General features: G+C 62.3%; 14 protein-coding genes. 10 read left to right on the top strand and 4 right to left on the bottom strand.

Annotated elements, in window-relative coordinates:
* Nucleotides 1-122: 122 nt before the first annotated feature.
* The gene (locus tag Q1X90_RS04595) at nt 123-971 is read left to right on the top strand and encodes an ABC transporter ATP-binding protein (protein ID WP_300766988.1); all 849 of its coding nucleotides are present in this window, start codon (nt 123-125) and stop codon (nt 969-971) included.
* A gap of 28 nt (nt 972-999) precedes the next feature.
* Nucleotides 1,000-3,588, top strand: coding sequence for an FtsX-like permease family protein (locus tag Q1X90_RS04590; RefSeq protein WP_300766986.1), 2,589 nt, complete (start codon nt 1,000-1,002; stop codon nt 3,586-3,588).
* A gap of 177 nt (nt 3,589-3,765) precedes the next feature.
* On the opposite strand, the gene Q1X90_RS04585 is transcribed toward Q1X90_RS04590, so the two are convergent.
* Together Q1X90_RS04585 and Q1X90_RS04580 are read right to left on the bottom strand one after the other, a co-directional pair.
* The gene (locus tag Q1X90_RS04585; RefSeq protein ID WP_300766984.1) at nt 3,766-4,512 is read right to left on the bottom strand and encodes a response regulator transcription factor; all 747 of its coding nucleotides are present in this window, start codon (nt 4,510-4,512) and stop codon (nt 3,766-3,768) included.
* 175 nt (nt 4,513-4,687) lie between these two features.
* Complete coding sequence (locus Q1X90_RS04580) at nt 4,688-7,138, bottom strand: histidine kinase (RefSeq protein ID WP_300766982.1); 2,451 nt, start codon at nt 7,136-7,138, stop codon at nt 4,688-4,690.
* 208 nt (nt 7,139-7,346) lie between these two features.
* Here Q1X90_RS04580 and Q1X90_RS04575 point away from each other — a divergent pair, with 208 nt between their 5' ends.
* Nucleotides 7,347-8,687: an alpha/beta fold hydrolase gene (locus tag Q1X90_RS04575; RefSeq protein ID WP_300766980.1), complete on the top strand. Its 1,341-nt coding sequence runs from the start codon at nt 7,347-7,349 to the stop codon at nt 8,685-8,687.
* An 80-nt stretch (nt 8,688-8,767) separates the two neighbouring features.
* The gene (gene proC, locus Q1X90_RS04570; protein WP_300766978.1) at nt 8,768-9,562 is read left to right on the top strand and encodes a pyrroline-5-carboxylate reductase; all 795 of its coding nucleotides are present in this window, start codon (nt 8,768-8,770) and stop codon (nt 9,560-9,562) included.
* A 101-nt stretch (nt 9,563-9,663) separates the two neighbouring features.
* Here the strand turns inward: proC and Q1X90_RS04565 are convergent, their stop codons facing one another.
* Nucleotides 9,664-10,431 carry a LysE family transporter gene (locus tag Q1X90_RS04565; protein WP_300766976.1) on the bottom strand — a complete coding sequence of 256 codons (768 nt, stop codon included), beginning with the start codon at nt 10,429-10,431 and terminating at the stop codon, nt 9,664-9,666.
* 324 nt (nt 10,432-10,755) lie between these two features.
* On the opposite strand from Q1X90_RS04565, the gene Q1X90_RS04560 reads away from it, so the two are divergent.
* From Q1X90_RS04560 to Q1X90_RS04540, 5 genes are all read left to right on the top strand, one after another.
* A complete protein-coding gene (locus Q1X90_RS04560) occupies nt 10,756-12,270 on the top strand; it encodes a PLP-dependent aminotransferase family protein (RefSeq protein ID WP_300766974.1) in 1,515 nt (504 codons plus the stop codon).
* Nucleotides 12,271-12,280: 10 nt separating this feature from the next.
* Entirely contained in the window at nt 12,281-13,369 is a 1,089-nt protein-coding gene (gene ychF / locus Q1X90_RS04555) for a redox-regulated ATPase YchF (protein ID WP_300766972.1), read from the top strand.
* Entirely contained in the window at nt 13,369-14,031 is a 663-nt protein-coding gene (locus Q1X90_RS04550) for a mismatch-specific DNA-glycosylase (RefSeq protein ID WP_300767031.1), read from the top strand. Before ychF ends, Q1X90_RS04550 begins: the two co-directional genes overlap by 1 nt.
* A gap of 170 nt (nt 14,032-14,201) precedes the next feature.
* A complete protein-coding gene (locus tag Q1X90_RS04545) occupies nt 14,202-14,729 on the top strand; it encodes a YbaK/EbsC family protein (protein ID WP_300766970.1) in 528 nt (175 codons plus the stop codon).
* A 211-nt stretch (nt 14,730-14,940) separates the two neighbouring features.
* Nucleotides 14,941-15,393, top strand: a complete 453-nt coding sequence (locus Q1X90_RS04540; protein WP_300767029.1) for an Hsp20/alpha crystallin family protein — start codon at nt 14,941-14,943, stop codon at nt 15,391-15,393.
* 97 nt (nt 15,394-15,490) lie between these two features.
* On the opposite strand, the gene Q1X90_RS04535 is transcribed toward Q1X90_RS04540, so the two are convergent.
* On the bottom strand, nt 15,491-16,285 hold the full coding sequence (locus Q1X90_RS04535) for a hypothetical protein (protein ID WP_300766968.1): 795 nt from the start codon (nt 16,283-16,285) through the stop codon (nt 15,491-15,493).
* A 268-nt stretch (nt 16,286-16,553) separates the two neighbouring features.
* Here Q1X90_RS04535 and Q1X90_RS04530 point away from each other — a divergent pair, with 268 nt between their 5' ends.
* Nucleotides 16,554-17,381 (top strand): histidine phosphatase family protein, encoded by an 828-nt coding sequence (locus Q1X90_RS04530; protein ID WP_300766966.1) that lies wholly within the window; start codon nt 16,554-16,556, stop codon nt 17,379-17,381.
* Nucleotides 17,382-17,459 lie beyond the last annotated feature (78 nt).

Below are 17,459 nucleotides of genomic sequence, written 5' to 3'. Positions count from 1 at the left end.
CCTTAAGGACGAGGGGGGATTTCCGTCGTGCGCATGATGCCGTCGCGCGTCCCCCTCGCATAATCTGAGGATGATCGTCGGGCATGGTGCGCGGCGCAAGGTGATTATGGAGGGGGAGACCGATGACGGCTCAGACTCAGAACAGCCCCGTGGCGGTGGAGGCCATCGATTTGGTCAAGGACTACGGAGAGGCCGACACTGTCGTCCATGCGCTCCGCGGCGTGAACGTGCGGTTCGAGCGCGGAAGGTTCACCGCGATTATGGGACCGTCAGGATCGGGCAAATCGACGCTGATGCACACCCTCGCGGGTCTGGACAACGCCACATCGGGGCGCATCATCCTGGACGGCGTGGACATCACCGCCATGAACGACAAGCAGCTCACCCTTCTTCGCCGCCATCGAATCGGATTCATCTTCCAAAGCTTCAATCTGCTCCCCATGTTCACCGCGGAGCAGAACATCGTCATGCCCCTGACGCTGGCGGGTGGACGACCCGACCGCAAATGGTTCGATCTTCTCGTCGACACCCTAGGGCTTCGCGACCGTCTTGACCACCGCCCTTCGGAGATGTCCGGCGGACAGCAGCAGCGCGTCGCCATCGCCCGCGCATTGATCTCCAAGCCGGCCGTGGTGTTCGCGGACGAGCCCACGGGGAACCTTGACTCGTCCTCCAGCGCTGAGGTCCTTGAATTCCTTCGGCGCTCGGTACGTGATCTGGGACAGACGATCATCATGGTCACCCATGACGCGGTCGCCGCCTCCTACGCGGACAGGGCGATAGTCTTCGCCGATGGCCGCATCGTCGCGGACGAGGCCTCGCCCAGCGCCGAGCGGATGAACGAGCTGCTCACCACCCAGCGCCGCCGTACCGCCGCGATGTCCGGCGCGCCGACGATGGCCCAGCTGATGGATGTTCCGGTTCCACCGCTGGCGGTTTCCTCGCGCAATTCGGAACAGTCGGGACGTTGAGGGACATCGGGGAACGGAAAGGCACATCATGTGGTCAATAACTCGCAAGCTTATGGCGCGCAGTTCGCGGATGCTTATCCCCGCGGGCATCGCCATCGTCATCGGAACGGCGTTCATAGCGTGCACGCTGCTTTTCGGAAACACCATGAACGACTCGCTGCGCACGCAGATGACCGCGCAGTTCGGCAACGCGGATTATGTGGCGACGCTGGGCGGATCGGACGATACCACGGTATCGTCGCTTAAACTCGATGAGCTGTCCGCCATCGACGGCGTGACCGGGGTCCGTGCTGACGTCACCGAATGGGTTCGTCTTGCGTCCGACGAGGGTGGGGTATCGGGCGTGATGGTGTCGTCGGCGACATCGTCATCGCTTCTTCCCGTGAGCATCATCTCGGGAAGGCAACCGACGGGCGACAACGAGATCGCCGTGCCCGATTCAGTCGCGCGTCAACTGAAGGTCTCCGTCGGATCCACCGTCTCCGTCGAGGCGGCCTATAGCGGTGGCAACTCGGCGGGATCGGCGCGTGTCACGGGGATAACCAAGGACACCGCCGGTGCCTACTCATACTATGGGGGGGCCTCCGTGGCGTCGGATAACCTTCTCGCCGCCATCGAAGGCGTATCCGGAATGGATGACGTATCCGCCTCCAGCGTCTATCTGACTGTTGATTCATCGAAGGCCACTTCTGCCGTCGCCTCCATGAAGAAGGTTCTGCCTTCGGACACAACTGTCACCACACGGCAGGCGGCCGCGGACAAGGCCGTGGACTCGTTGAGCTCCTCGGGCGTGAACGTCGTCACGATGTTCCTCATGTGCTTCGGCGTGCTGGCCATGGTGGTGGCCGCGCTTGTGATAGCCAACACCTTCCAGGTTCTTGTCGCGCAGCGGCGTCGCACTCTGGCGCTTCTTCGGACCATCGGCGCGACCAAGGGACAGCTGTACCGCTCGGTTCTCATCGAGGCCTTCATGCTGGGATTCATCGCCTCGCTTATAGGAACCGGAGCTGGGATCGGCATCATGGCCATCGTGTGCGGAACCGGGGCATTGACATCCATGGGACTGACCGCGCGGTTGGTGTTGTCCGCATCCGCCGTCATCGTTCCGATGCTCTTCGGCGTGATCATGACCGTGCTCGCATCCATCGGATCCGCCCGTTCTGCCACGTCGGTGACTCCCCTGGAGGCGTTGCGGCCGATCGAACTGACGGAGACACGTCGTTCCGGCAGAGCTCGCAAGATCATCGGCATGCTTGTTCTGGTGGTTGGACTAGCCCTCGCTCTCTGGGGATTCTGGAGTGTATGGCGGTCGCTTAACGGAGGATCGGCGCTCGCCGACAACATGTATAGCGTGGCGCTGCTGTCGGCGGTTGCGGGGTGCGCGTTCGTGTTCCTCGGCGTCGCGGTCCTCGCCGTCGTATGGATGCCCCGCGCCATGCGGTTGGGCGGGTGGATCGCGTCGGCCTTCGGACCATCCGGCACGATCGCCGCGGCGAACATCCGTCGCAACCCCCGTCGTGTGGCGGCCACCGGAACGGCGCTGCTCATCGGCGTCACCCTCGTGTCGTGCATCGCCACCGGAGCTCAGAGCGCGAAGGCCACCATGGCCGAGCGACTCGACGCCGGATACAGTGTGGATGTCATAGCCGAGGGGAACAACATCAGCGAGAGCGCGAAGACCAAGGTTGACAAGGTTAGTGGGGTTAAGACAAGCGTTCTGGCTCCCACCGCCTCGGCGACCATCCCATCCATGAAGGATTCGGGATCGGACGGGTCGCTCCAGGTACTTCTGGTCGGGGTGAAAGATGTCAGCACCCTGTCGACGGTGATGCGCACGAATCTGACGGGCAACACCATCTCCGAAGGAATGTCTCTTGTCCCGAGGTATTCGACATTCACCGGCAAGGAGCTGTCCTTCCCGAAGATCATGCCGGTGACCGCCGACGGGTCGTCCACATCCATCAAACTCGCCACTCAGCAGGTTGATTACCGGCAGGTGTCATCGAGCTATCCTGCGGTGGTATTCGTGGATTCGTCTCTGTTCGACAACGGGACATTGACGAAAACCGGGAACTTGCTTCTCATGAAGATCAACAAATCCGAGGATTCCCTGTCGGCCACTCTGGAGAACGTCCAGAAGGCCCTGGGATCGGAGTCGGGAGTGAGCGTCACGGGTCCCGTTGCGGAACGGCAGCAGTGGGAGTCGACGATCAACTCGATGATGGCGATTCTGGTGGGTCTGCTGGCGGTGGCCGTGATCATCGCTCTGATCGGAGTCGCCAACACGCTGAGCCTTTCCGTGATCGAAAGAACCCGCGAGTCGGCCACGTTGAGGGCCATCGGCATGACGCGCGGTCAGCTGAGACGCTCCCTGGCAATGGAGGCCCTGGTGATCGCCCTGGTCTCCGGTATCGCGGGAATCCTTCTCGGCATGGTGTTCGGATGGCTGGGGACGTACATCGTCCTTGCCTCACTGGCGACGCCTGTTCTGTCGGTCAATTGGGCAATGACGGGAACGGTTCTGCTGGTCGCCGCGCTGGCCGCGGTGCTTGCCAGCGTGATTCCCGCGCATAGAGCCGTGTCCACGCCGCCCGTGAGAGCTCTGGCCGAGGCATAGGCCGGGTCAAGCTCTGTTCGCAGGCGGATAACAATCGGCGCCCGCATCCGAAACCTCGATTGCCGGGGTTGGTGGACGCGGGCGCCGATTGTCGCGCCTCCAAGGATCGCGTCACTACGGAACTGCGAGGGTGGGAACCGCAGGAGAATCAGAATCGGCGACTCATGGCGTCAACAGTTAGGGGGTGACCAGCGCATTGTCGTATGCGAAGACCACTGCCTGAACACGGTCGCGCGCGTGGATCTTGGCGAGGATATGCGCGACATGCGTTTTGACCGTGGGAAGACTGATGAAAAGCTTGTCGGCGATCTCCTGATTCGAGAGACCGTGGGCTATCTCTATCAGCACCTCGCGCTCCCGTTCAGTGAGGTCGTCAAGCTCGGGATCCGTGTAGCCGGTGTTCGGGGGGACGGCTCCGGGCCTGGCGGATGACGCCGAGGCGCGCGGCGAGTATCCGTCCTTAACCATCTTCTCGATGAGACGCTTTGTGGCGCTTGGCGCGATGATGGCGTTCCCGTGGTCCACCGTGCGGATGGACGTGAGCAGCATCTCTGGTTCGGTGTCCTTGAGCAGGAATCCGGATGCGCCGGAGTTGATGGCCGACATGACGTACTCGTCAAGGTCGAAAGTGGTCAGGATGATAACGCGGGTGCACGTGGGGGATGTGGGCCGTGGATCGCCGGAATCCTCGTCCTCGCCGGAGGTAATCAGCCGGGTGGCTTCGATCCCGTCCATTCCGGGCATCCGCACGTCCATAAGGACCACATCGGGACGCAGCCGTTGGCACAGTCTCACAGCCTCGGCCCCGTCACGAGCCTGACCCACCACCGTCATATCCGGTTGGGAGTTGATGACCATGGTGAAGCCGGCGCGGACAAGTTCCTGATCGTCCGCGATGACCACGCGGATACGTTCCTCGCTCATGCGTACCACTGTAGTGGAGGGGTTGCACCGCAGTGGGAGTCGCACCGCGAGTGAGGCTTCGTGGCGGGAGGTCGCACGGTGGCCAGGGGTTGTGCCGCAGCGGGAGCGCATATGGTTGAGAGGCCGTATGGCTCGGATGCCAAAGAGATTCCGGACACGCGGCTGCGCAGCGGGGTCATGACCCGTATCTGAGCTGGTCGTCAAGCGGAGCCACGGGAGAGAGCCTCAACCCGTCATCGGGGCTCGACCCGGCCTTTTCAGTGGATTCGCGCGTCGCTGTGACGTTCGTGTCCCGCAGCACCCCCAGAAGCTGGCGCATCTGCGTGAGCGCCGCACGGCCTTTCCCTCCGATCGCGGCGAAGGATCGGGCGACGATTTCCGGATCGGGCTCCCTGCCCGACAGCCGGGCCTCGTCCAGCATGGCTATTCCCTGATCCGCCTGATCCGACACCCCTGTCAGAGCGTCTCGGATCTGCGACCGGATGGACGATCCGATGCGCTCGCGTTCGATGTTGGCGGCCAATATCTTCTGTTCGTGCTGTTCGGCTTCCAGCGCCTCCTGACGCGTGCGGAGGACCAATGCGTTCGTGCCGCTGGAATGGGACCATTGGGCGAGAGCGATGGTCGCGAGACAAACCATCATCACCGTGATGAACGACATGATGAGGTTGGCGATTATGTTCGTGACGCTTTCTAAGGCGGACAGGGAGTCGCGGTTGAGAATCAGAAGATCGAGAATCGTCGCGAAACCCGAGGACGCCGCCGTCACCTTTATCGCGAAGAGGGCGGCGTTCACGGCGGATGCCAGTGATGTCCATCGCCAGACGCCGTCGCGCCCATAGAGGTTCGCCGAATACAGAGACACCAGAGCGAGGGCGTGGAAGACCAGGATATCGGGACAGGCGATCAACTGGATGGAGCAGATGGCGGCGACCAGCGCGGCGCTTGTCTCCGGAAATCGGCGACGGATGCAGAAGGGAAGGAGGATCGCGACCATCATCAGCCTGTCCACAGTGTTTCCGCTGATCAGGCCGTTTTCGGCGGAGTATCCCGATCCCATCAGCGTGTATCCGGAGGGCGAGAAGAAGCTGAACAGCGTGATGCCCAGACAGCACACGACGATGTCCACCAGCCAGTAGTGGCGCTGGGTCCATTGGGACAGTCTTTCAACAGTGTTCGGGCGTTCCTCCGGAGGGATGGGGGAACCATCGTCCATGGTTGGCAAGCGGTGTGCCCCAAAGGAGCATTTGGCCGATCCGATGGCGCGCAGCACGGTGTCTACCGCCGCACGAGGGTGGAGGATCGGGAAAAGCACCCGTGTGGCGCCGAACTCCTGATGATTGTTGGGTGCGATGTCGTCGGTGGAGGTGGACCGTATCTCCGCGAGGGGAATCGAATAGGGAACGAAGGCGTTCACCTCGAATCCGCCCGTGGCGCGAGGGCCTGCGTCGACCGTCCCGTTCACCAACTCTATGCGCTCGCGCATGCCCAACAGGCCGTATCCGGGTTTGTGCCCGTCCTGTGAGGATCGCGTGCCACGGCCGTCGTCGATAACGTCGACGCGCAGGCCGGCGTCGTCCCAGATCTCCCTGATCGTCACGCGCACGCCCGGACCGGCGTATTTGCGGACGTTGGTGAGAGACTCCTGAAGCACGCGGTACATCGCGGTGCTTGCCGCGGGGGAAAGCCTGTCCACGGCGGGAGTGCCCTCGACGATGCGCCCTATCGTCACGTTCGACGAGTCCGCTCGTCGGGCCTGTTCGATCACGTCTGCCACATGCGTGTAGTCGCAGTCGCGCGAACCGCCGAAGACTCCCAAGAGAATGGACATGTCGTGCAGGGCACGTCGGGACTCGCGCCGGATGTTCTCCATGGATTCACGTGCCACGACGGGGTCGTGCGTTCCGGCGTACCGTCCTCCGTCGGCCTGGACGATGATGATGGACAGTGTGTGGGCGACCACGTCGTGCATGTCTCGGGCTATGCGGGCACGTTCCGCGCTGGCGGCGTTCCGGCGGCCCTCCTCCTCACCCGCGGCGAGAGCGTCATTGCGCTCGGAAAGCATGCGGGCGATCTGCATTCTGGCCCGTTGCCAGTAGGCGATGATCACCGCCGACACCACGCAGGCCTCGATGATGATGCAGCCCCAGAGAAAATCCAGTGCGAAGACGTTGGCGCAGCCTGAATCCAAGGACCCTTTCCATGCCGTGGGACACTGCTGGGTGGCCGCGTAGTCGGCGTTGGTGGTCACGGCCCAGGCGGGGCCGGCCGCATTCGTCCATGCGATAACCAGGGCGGTGAGAATTCCCATCACGAAGGCGGTGATGACGAAACGCCGCGTGTGCGTCGGATTCCCATAGACGATCACCGAGTACACCATCACCAACGCCAGAGCATCCGTGAGAACCAGCGTCGGTCCAAAGACAAGCTGCAGCAGGATGATGAGCACGTATGCGGTCGCCGCGCGGTCGGGGTTCCTGCGGCGCCAAGCCACGGGGACAATGGCCGCCACGTTCCAGATGACCATCCATGTCGAGGAGTAGGCGAAGACAAGGCCGTCGCTCTGCGCGCCCATGCCGAGGGACAGCAGCAGAACCGCCACGGCCATTCCGCCGTCGACGAGCATGGTGCGAGACCGCAGCCATCGCGTGAGGCGTCCTGGTTTTCCCATGAGCCTAGGCTAGCGCCAGACGTCAACGGACTGCCGCGTGCCATGTCCGTATGTCGCGACTGAACTGTGTCATGGGGGATGCGGGAAGCTTGTCCGCGACCTGTCCGGTGCGTTCTTGCGTGTCCGCGTGCGTTGAGGTGTGTGATTGAAGGAGTGTCCGTATATGACCCGTATTGCGCATTACTGTGTTCCAGGTTTGGATGTCGAGGACCATGCGATCGAGGTTCCTCTGGATTGGCGGGGGAACGTTCCGGGCGAGGGCTTTTCCAGACCGTCCATCAGCCTGTTCTATCGTGTGTTGTGCGCTCCCGACCGCATCCACGATGATCTGCCGCTGCTGGTGTTTCTTCAGGGTGGACCGGGGGGCTCGTGCTCGCGTCCGACATCCCCGTCCAGTGACGGATGGATCGGCCAGGCCATCCGGCATTTCCGCGTCGTTCTTCCTGACCAGCGGGGAACGGGGAGGTCGAGCCGTATCGATTCTCACGTCATGGCGCGCGTCGAGGGTGCTAACAGACAGGCTGCGTATCTGAAGAGGTTTCTGGCCGATTCCATCGTTCGCGATGTGGAGCATCTGCGTCTGACCGAGTTCGATGGACGCCAATGGGTCTCGTTGGGCCAGAGCTATGGAGGGTTCCTCACGCTGAGCTATCTGTCCCTCTTCCCGGAGGGGCTGGCCGCATGCTTCACCACCGGGGGGATTCCTCACGTCCCATCCGATGCCGAGGACCTGTATCGTCATACGTTCCCGCGGATGGTGGCGAAGACGAATCAGTATTACGAACGCTATCCGCAGGACGTCGACCGTGTCGCCGCGGTCGCGGACCGTCTGTCGGACGGTGGTGTGCTTCTTCCCAACGGGGATGGACTCACGGTGGAGCGATTGCAGACGTTGGGATCGGACTTTGGGATGAAACCAAGCTTCGAACGGTTGCACTGGCTGATGGACGAGGCGTTCGTCGACGGTTCCGGTGAGCCGAGGCCCGATGGCGATCTGTCCGATGAGTTCCTTGACGGTGTGATGCGGGCCACGTCGTCGCGTCCGTTATACTGGCCGCTTCAGGAGTTCATCTATGCGGATGGGGAGTTGGATCATCCCCTGCGGTGGGCGGCCCACCGGGTGCGCGCGTCCATGCCTGTCTTCTCGGCGGACAACCGTCCCTTGATGTTCACGGGCGAGGCCGTGTTCCCGTGGATGTTCGAGCAGGAGTCTGCTCTTCGCCCGTTCGCCGCTGCGGTGGACAAGCTGATGGAAGACACGTCCTTTGGAAGGCTGTACGACGTCGACCGGCTTCGGGCCAACGAGGTACCACTGCAGGCGGCCGTGTACGTGGATGACATGTATGTGCCGAGCGATCTGCAGCTCGACACCCTGTCGCGCGTGGGGCGCTCGCATTACTGGGCGACGAACGAGTTCGAACATGACGGTGTGCATGGGACGAGCGTGTTCTCCCACTTGTATGGCGAGGCGTTGAATCGGGGGGATCTGGCGGCGATCGTATAGGCCGATGGATGGCCCACGGCTGGTCTACGATGGGAAAGGCCGTGCGGACAGCGCATATCGTCGAGGAAAGGTCGGATTCCATGGCAGAGGACATCACCATTGGTTTCATCGGATACGGGAACATGGCCCAGGCGGTGGCCCAGGGGCTCGTCGATCAGGGTGTCGTGGATGGGGGCCGAATAGTCGCGTGCGCCGCGCATCTTGACAAGTTGCGTGAATCGACCGCTCGAATCGGCGCAAGGGCTATGAAAAGCGCCGAGGAGGTGGTGGCGGCCGCCGATGTTGTGGTCGTTGCCGTCAAGCCGGGGATGGTTCGTGAGGCGCTGGATGGGGCGACGGGGGAGCTGTCGGATCCACGGCGCATGGTCGTGTCCATAGTCGGTGGATGGAGTCTGGAGAGCTACCGCGGGGTTCTGGAGCCCCGGGCACATGTGCAATGCGCCATTCCCAACACTCCGATAGCGGTCGGGCAGGGTGTGCTTATCGCCGAGACCGCGAACACGCTGAGCGCTGAGCAATCCGAACTTTTCGAGCGGCTGTTCTCTCCCGTGGCATTGATTGAGCGCGTGGACTCGGACCATCTGGGGGTCGCGACGATTCTTGGTGGCTGTGCTCCGGCGTTCGCCGAGATGTTCCTGGAGGCGTTGGCCGATGGAGGCGTCGAGTTCGGCCTGTCCCGGGCGACCTCCTACCGTCTGGCCTCGAAGATGATGGAAGGAACGGGAGCCTTGCAGATCGCCACGGGGCAGCACCCCGGCGCCATGAAGGATGCCGTATGCTCTCCCGGAGGGACGACCATCCGTGGCGTGTCGGCGTTGGAAAAGGCGGGATTCCGCGGCGCGGTGATAGCGGCCGTCGAAGCCATCCACGGCTGAGGTGTTCCCGGGGATGGGTGGGTGCCTGACCACTTACTTTTTATAATGCAGATTCGCTCATAGTGAGACTCAGTATGAGCGCAGGACCACTCGCAGCGGCATCATCTGAGGGTCATCATCTGAAGGAATTGGACGATCAGATGAAGACCATAGGCCATCATTACCACGGCGCATGCGGTGTTGAGGATGGTGGTGACGGTGCCGTTGATATGGTCGCCCACAAGCATCATGGATAGGGTCAGAAGGCTGAACCACAGGCATGACGCCAGCATGATGCCCAGAAGGAAAACCGGGGCCTGCGATGCGGACAACGTCGAGCGGAAGGCGCCGAGCATGAGGGTTCCATCGATGATGGCCTGCGGATTGCACCAGGTGATGGCGAATGCCGTCGCGATGGTGGACGCCATCCATGAGACGCGGGGATGGCGTATCGCCCATGCGGATGAGAGCATCGACCATGACCGGCCGGCGGATCCAAGTAACCGCGGTCGGGGTTGTGCCGTGGTTGCGGCACCCCTTGAGGTGCGGGCTTCGTCATGCACATGACGACGGGAGACAGTGTCCCGTGACGAGCGGAGGCTGCTGAATGCCAGCGCCGCGCCCATGCCGATCACCAGAAGGCCTCCGAGAAGTCTGACGGCCGCATCCAATCCATTGTGCCGTTCGAGAATCACGCCCATTCCCCAGAAGGCCGACGCGGAAAGCGACAGGTCGAAAAGCAGAACGATGACCATCGCCACAACGGCTCTGCGACGCGACTGCCGAAGAGCGGAATTGGCGAGATACATGTTCTCCACACCGATTGGCGCAACATACGCCAGACCCATGCCCAGCCCTTGGGCGAGCGGAAGAATGATGATCGGGTCCATATCTGTTCCTTATGCCTGTTCCTTGTCCGTATGACCAGCCATCCATCAAAGTCAAACCAGCCAAATTTCGCCCTCCGACGCGTGCACTCTATTGAGGGGAACCGCGGAAAAAGCCGACTGCGTGACATCTGCTGTACTCTCTGAGAGAAGATTCTATGAGAGGTGACGCGATCCGCATCCAGCCAAAAGCATGCGTCACCCACCCAAGATGGGATAAGAGGTGATGCCGCCGGGTCCGCGGAAGGGATTGGACGGCGGCGCTTTTCGGCGATGGGATGGGAACGGTTGAAGTTGTTGGCGAGCCGCGAGTGTGGGGAGGTGATGATGTCACGATTCGATGAACCGGCCGATGAGGATTGGATGTCCTGGATGCCCGACAGATCGTCCCGGGTGCCGTTGTCCGAACAGGTTGTGGACATGGTGCGTGAGCGCGTCGCGCAGGGGCGGTGGGGCTTGGGGACGACGCTCCCCTCGCAGCGGGATATGGCGAGCCGTTTCCATCTCAATCGCAGCACCATAGGTGAGGCGATGAAGGAGCTCGCGGCTCTGGGGATCGTGGACGGACGACGAGGGGGAGGAACCACCGTCGTCGGGAACACCTGGTCCACTCTTCCGCCACGGTCGTTGGATTGGACGGGATATGTCTCCTCCGGCTCCTTCCGAGCCAACAGCTCCGTCATCCAGCGCATCAATAGTCTGGAATTTGATTCCGGAATGATTCGTCTGGGCACGGGGGAGCCTGATCCGCGCATGTTCCCCCGAGACATGTGGAGCGCGGCCACGGCGGCCATGATGGAACGAATTCCCTCGTTGGGCTATCCCGAACCACGGGGACTGATGTGGCTTCGTGAGGTGTTGAGCGCGAGACTGGTCGATGCCGGGATTGACGCCACGCCGTCGCGCATGCTCATCACATCGGGGGCGTTGCAGGCGCTGCAGCTGATATCCGTGTGTCTGCTCAAGCCGGGGTCGTTCGTGTATACGGAGGAGCCGTCGTACGTCAAATCGCTGCAGGTGTTTCCCTCGGCCGGCATGACGCTTCGGGGGATCGAGATGAACGCCGATGGTCTCGACGTGAGGGCGCTTGACCGCGCCATGTCGTCACATGACAGGCCGTCGATCCTATATACGATCCCCACCAACCACAATCCCACCGGCGTGACCATGACCGAGCGACGCAGAACCGACCTCATGGATCTGTGCTCGCGGTATCGGCTGCCGATCATCGAGGACGCGGCCTACGAGGACCTGTGCGACGGGCCCCGTCCGCGCTCCCTCAAATCCCTGGACCGCACCGACAGCGTGATCTACGTGGGCACGGCGTCGAAGTCCCTGGCACCGGGCCTGCGCGTGGGGTGGGTCGTGGCGCCCGAGGCGATCGTCGCAAGGCTGGGTGACGTCAAAATGCAGATGGACTACGGGGCGAGCGCGGTGTCGCAGTGGCTCCTGGCTGAGCTTCTGAGCGACGGGTCCTACGACCGATGGCTGGATGTCCTGACGCGTGAGCTGCATCGGCGCAGGATGGCGGCATTGGAGGTCCTTAGACGGCGGTGCCGAAGCCTCGCGACATGGAATCTTCCCCATGGCGGGTTCTACATCTGGATGACGCTCAACCGGCAGATCGACATGACCGAGCTCTTCCATCGTGCCGCCGACGCCGGGGTGCTGCTCAATCCCGGTGACCTGTACGACTACCGGTCCACGCGCAGTCTGAGGATGTCCTTCGCGTATGCGACTCCGGAGGAATTCGACCTAGGCGTGGCCAGAATAGTCGACATAGTGCGGGACATGGCCCCGATGGATGACGTGCGCGGGTCGTCTCGTCCCGGTCGGCCGTAGACTGGAGGGCATGTCCCTCACCATCGGAATCGTCGGGCTGCCCAATGTCGGCAAGTCCACCATGTTCAACGCATTGACCAGAAACAGCGTTCTCGCAGAGAACTACCCGTTCGCCACCATCGAGCCGAACACGGGTGTTGTCCCGCTTCCCGACAACAGGCTTCCCGTACTCGCCAAGCTCGTCCACACGGAGAAGATCGTCCCGGCCACCGTCACCTTCGTCGACATCGCGGGAATCGTGAAGGGCGCGTCGCAGGGGGAGGGTCTGGGAAACAAGTTCCTTGCCAACATCCGCGAGGCCGACGCCATATGCGAGGTCGTGAGGGCCTTCGACGACGACGACATCGTGCATGTCAACGGACGGGTGGACCCGGCCGACGATGTGGACACCATCAATACGGAACTCATTCTCGCCGATCTGCAGACGATCGAGGGCACGCTTCCCAAATTGGAGAAGGATCTTCGCGGCGGAAAGATCAAGGCCGACTATCTGGATGCCGTCGGCAAGGCCAAAACGATTCTGGAATCCGGCGAGACGATCGACCACGCCGCATCCGAGGGGAAAATCGACAAGGCCGAGCTGGCCGATCTGCACCTCATGACCGCCAAACCGTTCATTTACGTCTTTAACGTCGACGACTCGCAGCTTACGGACGATGGTCTCAAGGCGCGCCTGAGAGAGTCCGTCGCCCCCGCTCCCGCCATCTTCCTCAACGCGCAGTTCGAATCGGACCTCACCGATCTGGACGAGACCGACGCGCGTGAGATGCTGCAGGACGCGGGGCTTGAGGAGTCCGGTCTGGACCAGTTGGCCCGTGTGGGATTCGACGTGCTTGGCCTGCAGACCTTCCTCACCGCAGGTGTCAAGGAGGTGCGCGCCTGGCAGATCCATCAGGGCTGGACGGCTCCTCAGGCGGCCGGTGTGATCCATACGGATTTCGAGAAGGGCTTCATCAAGGCGGAGGTCGTGTCGTATGACGACTTCGTAGAGGCGAAGGGGTCGATGGCGGCGATCAAGGAGCAGGGACGGCTGCGTCTTGAGGGGCGCGACTACGTCATGCAGGACGGCGACATCGTGGAGTTTAGGTTCAACGTGTGATGACGCGTGCCCGTCCGCGTCGTCCCTCGCCGTGTGGCGGCCGGCGCCCCACGAAGGCCGACCTCGACGCTCTTCGCGCGGATTCGCACGATGGCGTGCATCGGGTGGGCGGTGACGGGACTGTCGGCGTGGATGATGTGATGCCTGCCGATGTGTCTGCGATCCGTCTCCTCATCGTCGGCGTTAACCCTGGTCTGTGGACGGCGGCGGTGAACGCCCCTTTCGCGCATCCGGGGAATCGTTTCTGGCCGTCGCTGCACAGAGCCGGAATCACCGATGAGCTTCTTGACGTGACCCGAGGATTGAGTCAGGAGCAGGCGGATGGTCTTGTCCGTCGAGGTCTCGCCATGACCAATCTGGTGTCGCGTCCGACCGCGCGTGCCGACGAGTTGGACCGCGATGAGCTGAGGGCAGGCGCGCGACGGACTCTCGCGCTGGCATGCCGTCTGCATCCGCGGGCCGTCGTCGTGGTGGGGATAACGGCGTTCCGGGTGGCCTTCCACAGACCCAAGGCGAAGCTGGGAATTCAGGACATTTCCGATATGCCGGACTGGCCGAAGGATACGGCGTTGTGGGTCCTGCCCCAGCCCAGCGGACTCAACGCCCATGAGACGGTAAACTCCCTTGCCGAGAAGTGGCGTGAGGTCTGGGAATCCGTCTGAGCCGGTGAGATTTCACACGTGGGAGTGCATCCGGTCATCGGAACGTCATCTCGCGGTAACCCCTCCCGCGTACGATCGCGTCGGCATGGGACGGACGGAGGTGTCCGTCAGGGAACACCGGCAAAAGTCGTCGCTGTATCCCACTCACAGTGGCGGGAAGGACGATGGTTATGCTTGGAGATAAGGGAGAGGACGAGGTGGGTGAACTAACCGAGGAACAGCGCAGAATCCTTGACAATCCACGAGTGCGCAACGTTCGCGCCATTCTGCGCGATAAGAGGGTCGCCGGTAGGGTTGTGGCGCTGCATGAGTCCGCGCGAACCGCCGCCGAAGCCGCCGCCGCGTGCGGATGCGAGGTGGGTGCCGTCGCCAACAGTCTGATCTTCCGGTGCGATGGGCGTCCGTTGTTGATTATGACCTCCGGGGCGCATCATGTGGATGTGAGGAAGGTGCAGGTCCAATTGGGCCGTGGGCGTCTTCATCGTGCCGACCCCGACTTCGTGATGATGACGACGGGCCAGGTCATCGGGGGTGTGGCGCCTGTGGGCCATCCCGACCACATCGAGACGATAGTCGACACCGCTTTGGCCGAGTATCCGACGATCTGGGCGGATGCGGGCCATCCGCACGCGCTTTTCCCCACGACGTTCGAGGAGCTGATCCGGATCACGTCGGGAACTCCCATGGATGTGGCATGACCCACATGGAGGTGGCATGACCCGCGGTATGGTGGGCGGCGAGGGACGTCATCCGCGCTTTCACCCACAGTAAAACGCAGGAACATCAGCGGACCCATTCTGTTGCTCCCAGTGAGGGGACGCACGGAGGGTCCGGGGGAGGGCCCGACGGGCGGCGCGCGTCAGACGGGCGCGCGTGACGGCGTCCCATGATTGTCAAGGAGTGTGCATGATGGCTATGTTTCCCGCTGTGATGAATGACACGATGTTCGCGGATCTGTTCGATGATCCGTTCTTCTCGGGTCTGCGCAACGCCGCAGCCGCCGAGTCGGTGTCCCCGACGAGCATGATGAGCACCGATGTCCGTGAGACGGACAAGTCGTATGAGGTCGCCATCGATATGCCCGGTTTCAACAAGGACGACATCGCCGTGGAGCTGCATGACGGTTATCTGAGCGTGACCGCACACAAGGACGAGAACCATGACGACAAGGACAAGGATGGAAAGTGGCTGCGTCGTGAGCGCTATGTCGGCTCGTGCAGCCGTAGCTTCTATGTCGGCGACGATGTGAAGGATTCCGATGTCACGGCGTCTTACAAGGACGGCACTTTGTCGCTCAGCGTGGCCAAAGTGGCGCCAAAGGCTCAGGTCGAGGATCGCAAGCGCATAGCCATCGAGGGCTGAGCGATTCGTGGCGGCGCGATACGGCGTGCATACGAGTCAGGGGGACGTTCCTCATAATGGGAACGTCCCCCTGGTTGCGTCTTGTTGACTAGCGCGCCTACTGGTGCGGGATGGTTATGGTCTCGATGGTCTTGCCGTTCTTTCCGGTGATGACCACGGTTCCGGGGGAGGGGCTCGACCATGTCATGGAGTAGCTCTTTTTGTTGCCGGGATAGGTCTCTGTGGTCGTGAGGGTCTTGTCCTCATGGAAGGTGGCGGACGCCGAGACCTCCACTCCGAGAACGGAAAGGGATATCTTCCACGTTCCCACGGGAGATCCCTTCTTCCGCGTCTTCGGCAGGGTGATGGTCGGCTGCGTCGATCCCAGAATCACTTTGAGCTGCGATGCCGATATCCCCACCGTGGGCATGGTGTCCAGAAGATTCGAGGCCGTGTCGCCGGTAAGCGTGATGTCCGACGCGATGAAGGACACACCATCGTCGGAACCCGTGGTTTTGCTCAATGTGGCGCTGATCTTCCCCTCGTGTCCGGGGAAGTCGATGACTATCGATCCCTTGGACAGCACGGCCCGGGCCAGCGCGGTGTTGCTGTCGGCCATACGAACCGTATAGGTCCCTTGGACATTGGCGTCCGCGCGCAGATCGCGCAGGCGTGGAATGAGCAGCGCTCCGGCGACGATCAGCGCCGCGATGACGACGATGGACACAATCACGATGACCATGGGATGGTGGCGGCGGCTTCGCGTCTGGTCGTCGCCACCCGGCTCCGAGGAGGATGGCGCTTGGAAAGTCGATGGCTGCGACGCCTCGTGTGATGTCGGCTCGCTGGATTCGTGCGTCGCAGGTCCGGTGGTCGATGGCGCGCCTTCGGAATCGATAGTCGGATCTGTCATGTGAGTCTCTCCTCATCTTGTGTCACACCGTGGTGCGGTCTCGATGCATGTGCGCCTTGTCCGTTTGGCGCTCTTCCGTTGCACGTCTTACTCGCAAGCATAGAGGTCGTCAATCGCGCTGCGTGCGCTGCCGCGCATGAGAAGCTGTCATGCTAGCGTCGGTGTCGTCAGCGTGCTGAGGCGGCGGCCATGGTCGATGGTGGTCATGGTTCCGTGGAGGGATGATGACGCGCGTGGTCGTCATGAGATGTGTGAAAGGGGACGGTTCATGGGCATGCCGCTCAATATGTACGTCATCAGGCATGGTGAGTCGGAGGCGAACGTCATCGTCAAGGCGGGTGAGAGGGGAGACGACTCCCTGTTCACCCAGGACAACGTCACCGTTCCCGACCGCTCATGGAGACTGACGGCGACGGGGCGCAAGCAGGCGGACTGCATCGGGAGGTGGCTTGTCGCGCAGCAGCAGCTTTTCGACCGCTATCTCGTGTCTCCATACGTCCGTACCCGCGAGACTGCCGCGACGATGGCCCTTTCCAAGGCGCGCTGGGAGGAGACGCGGGTGTTGCGAGAACGGTCTTGGGGGGAGATCAGCACAATCACCCAGCAGGAGTTTCGCACCAACTATGGGCGCAACTGGAATTTCAAGCGCACCGACCCCCTGTACTGGAGGCCGCCGGCAGGGGAATCCATAGCCGATGTGGCTGAGAACCGTGTGCACAATCTGCTTACCTCCCTCAATCGCCGGGCGGAGGCGGAATCCGTGGTCATCGTCTCGCACGGGGATTTCATGCAGGCCCTGATGCTCACTTTGGAGGATCTGTCGGACGAGGAGTTCCTTCGCCGGGCCGACAGCCCGGACTGGACCATAACGAACTGCACCTGTCTGCACTATTCCCGGATGGATCCGGTGACTGGGCGCACGTCGCGCCGACTGAGGTGGGAGCGCACGGCGCGGCCGGTTCTGGATGCCGCCACAGGGAAATGGGATGTCCATGTGGGTGCGTGGCGTGAGTTCCAACGTCCGATTCTGTCCAATGGCGATCTCGTCGACGTGGTGCATTCCGTCGACCCCCATCTGCTCGGATACACGCGGTGACCGTGATTTCGTGCCACGCCGTGCGATGTCATGCCGTCCACCGTTTTGTGGCCGGTCGTCATATATGGTGACAGGGGA

Source organism: uncultured Bifidobacterium sp. (assembly GCF_949292005.1).
Lineage (GTDB): Bacteria > Actinomycetota > Actinomycetes > Actinomycetales > Bifidobacteriaceae > Bifidobacterium.
The sequence above is the reverse complement of the archived record's forward strand: the minus strand, read 5'-3'. Positions and strand labels throughout refer to the sequence as shown.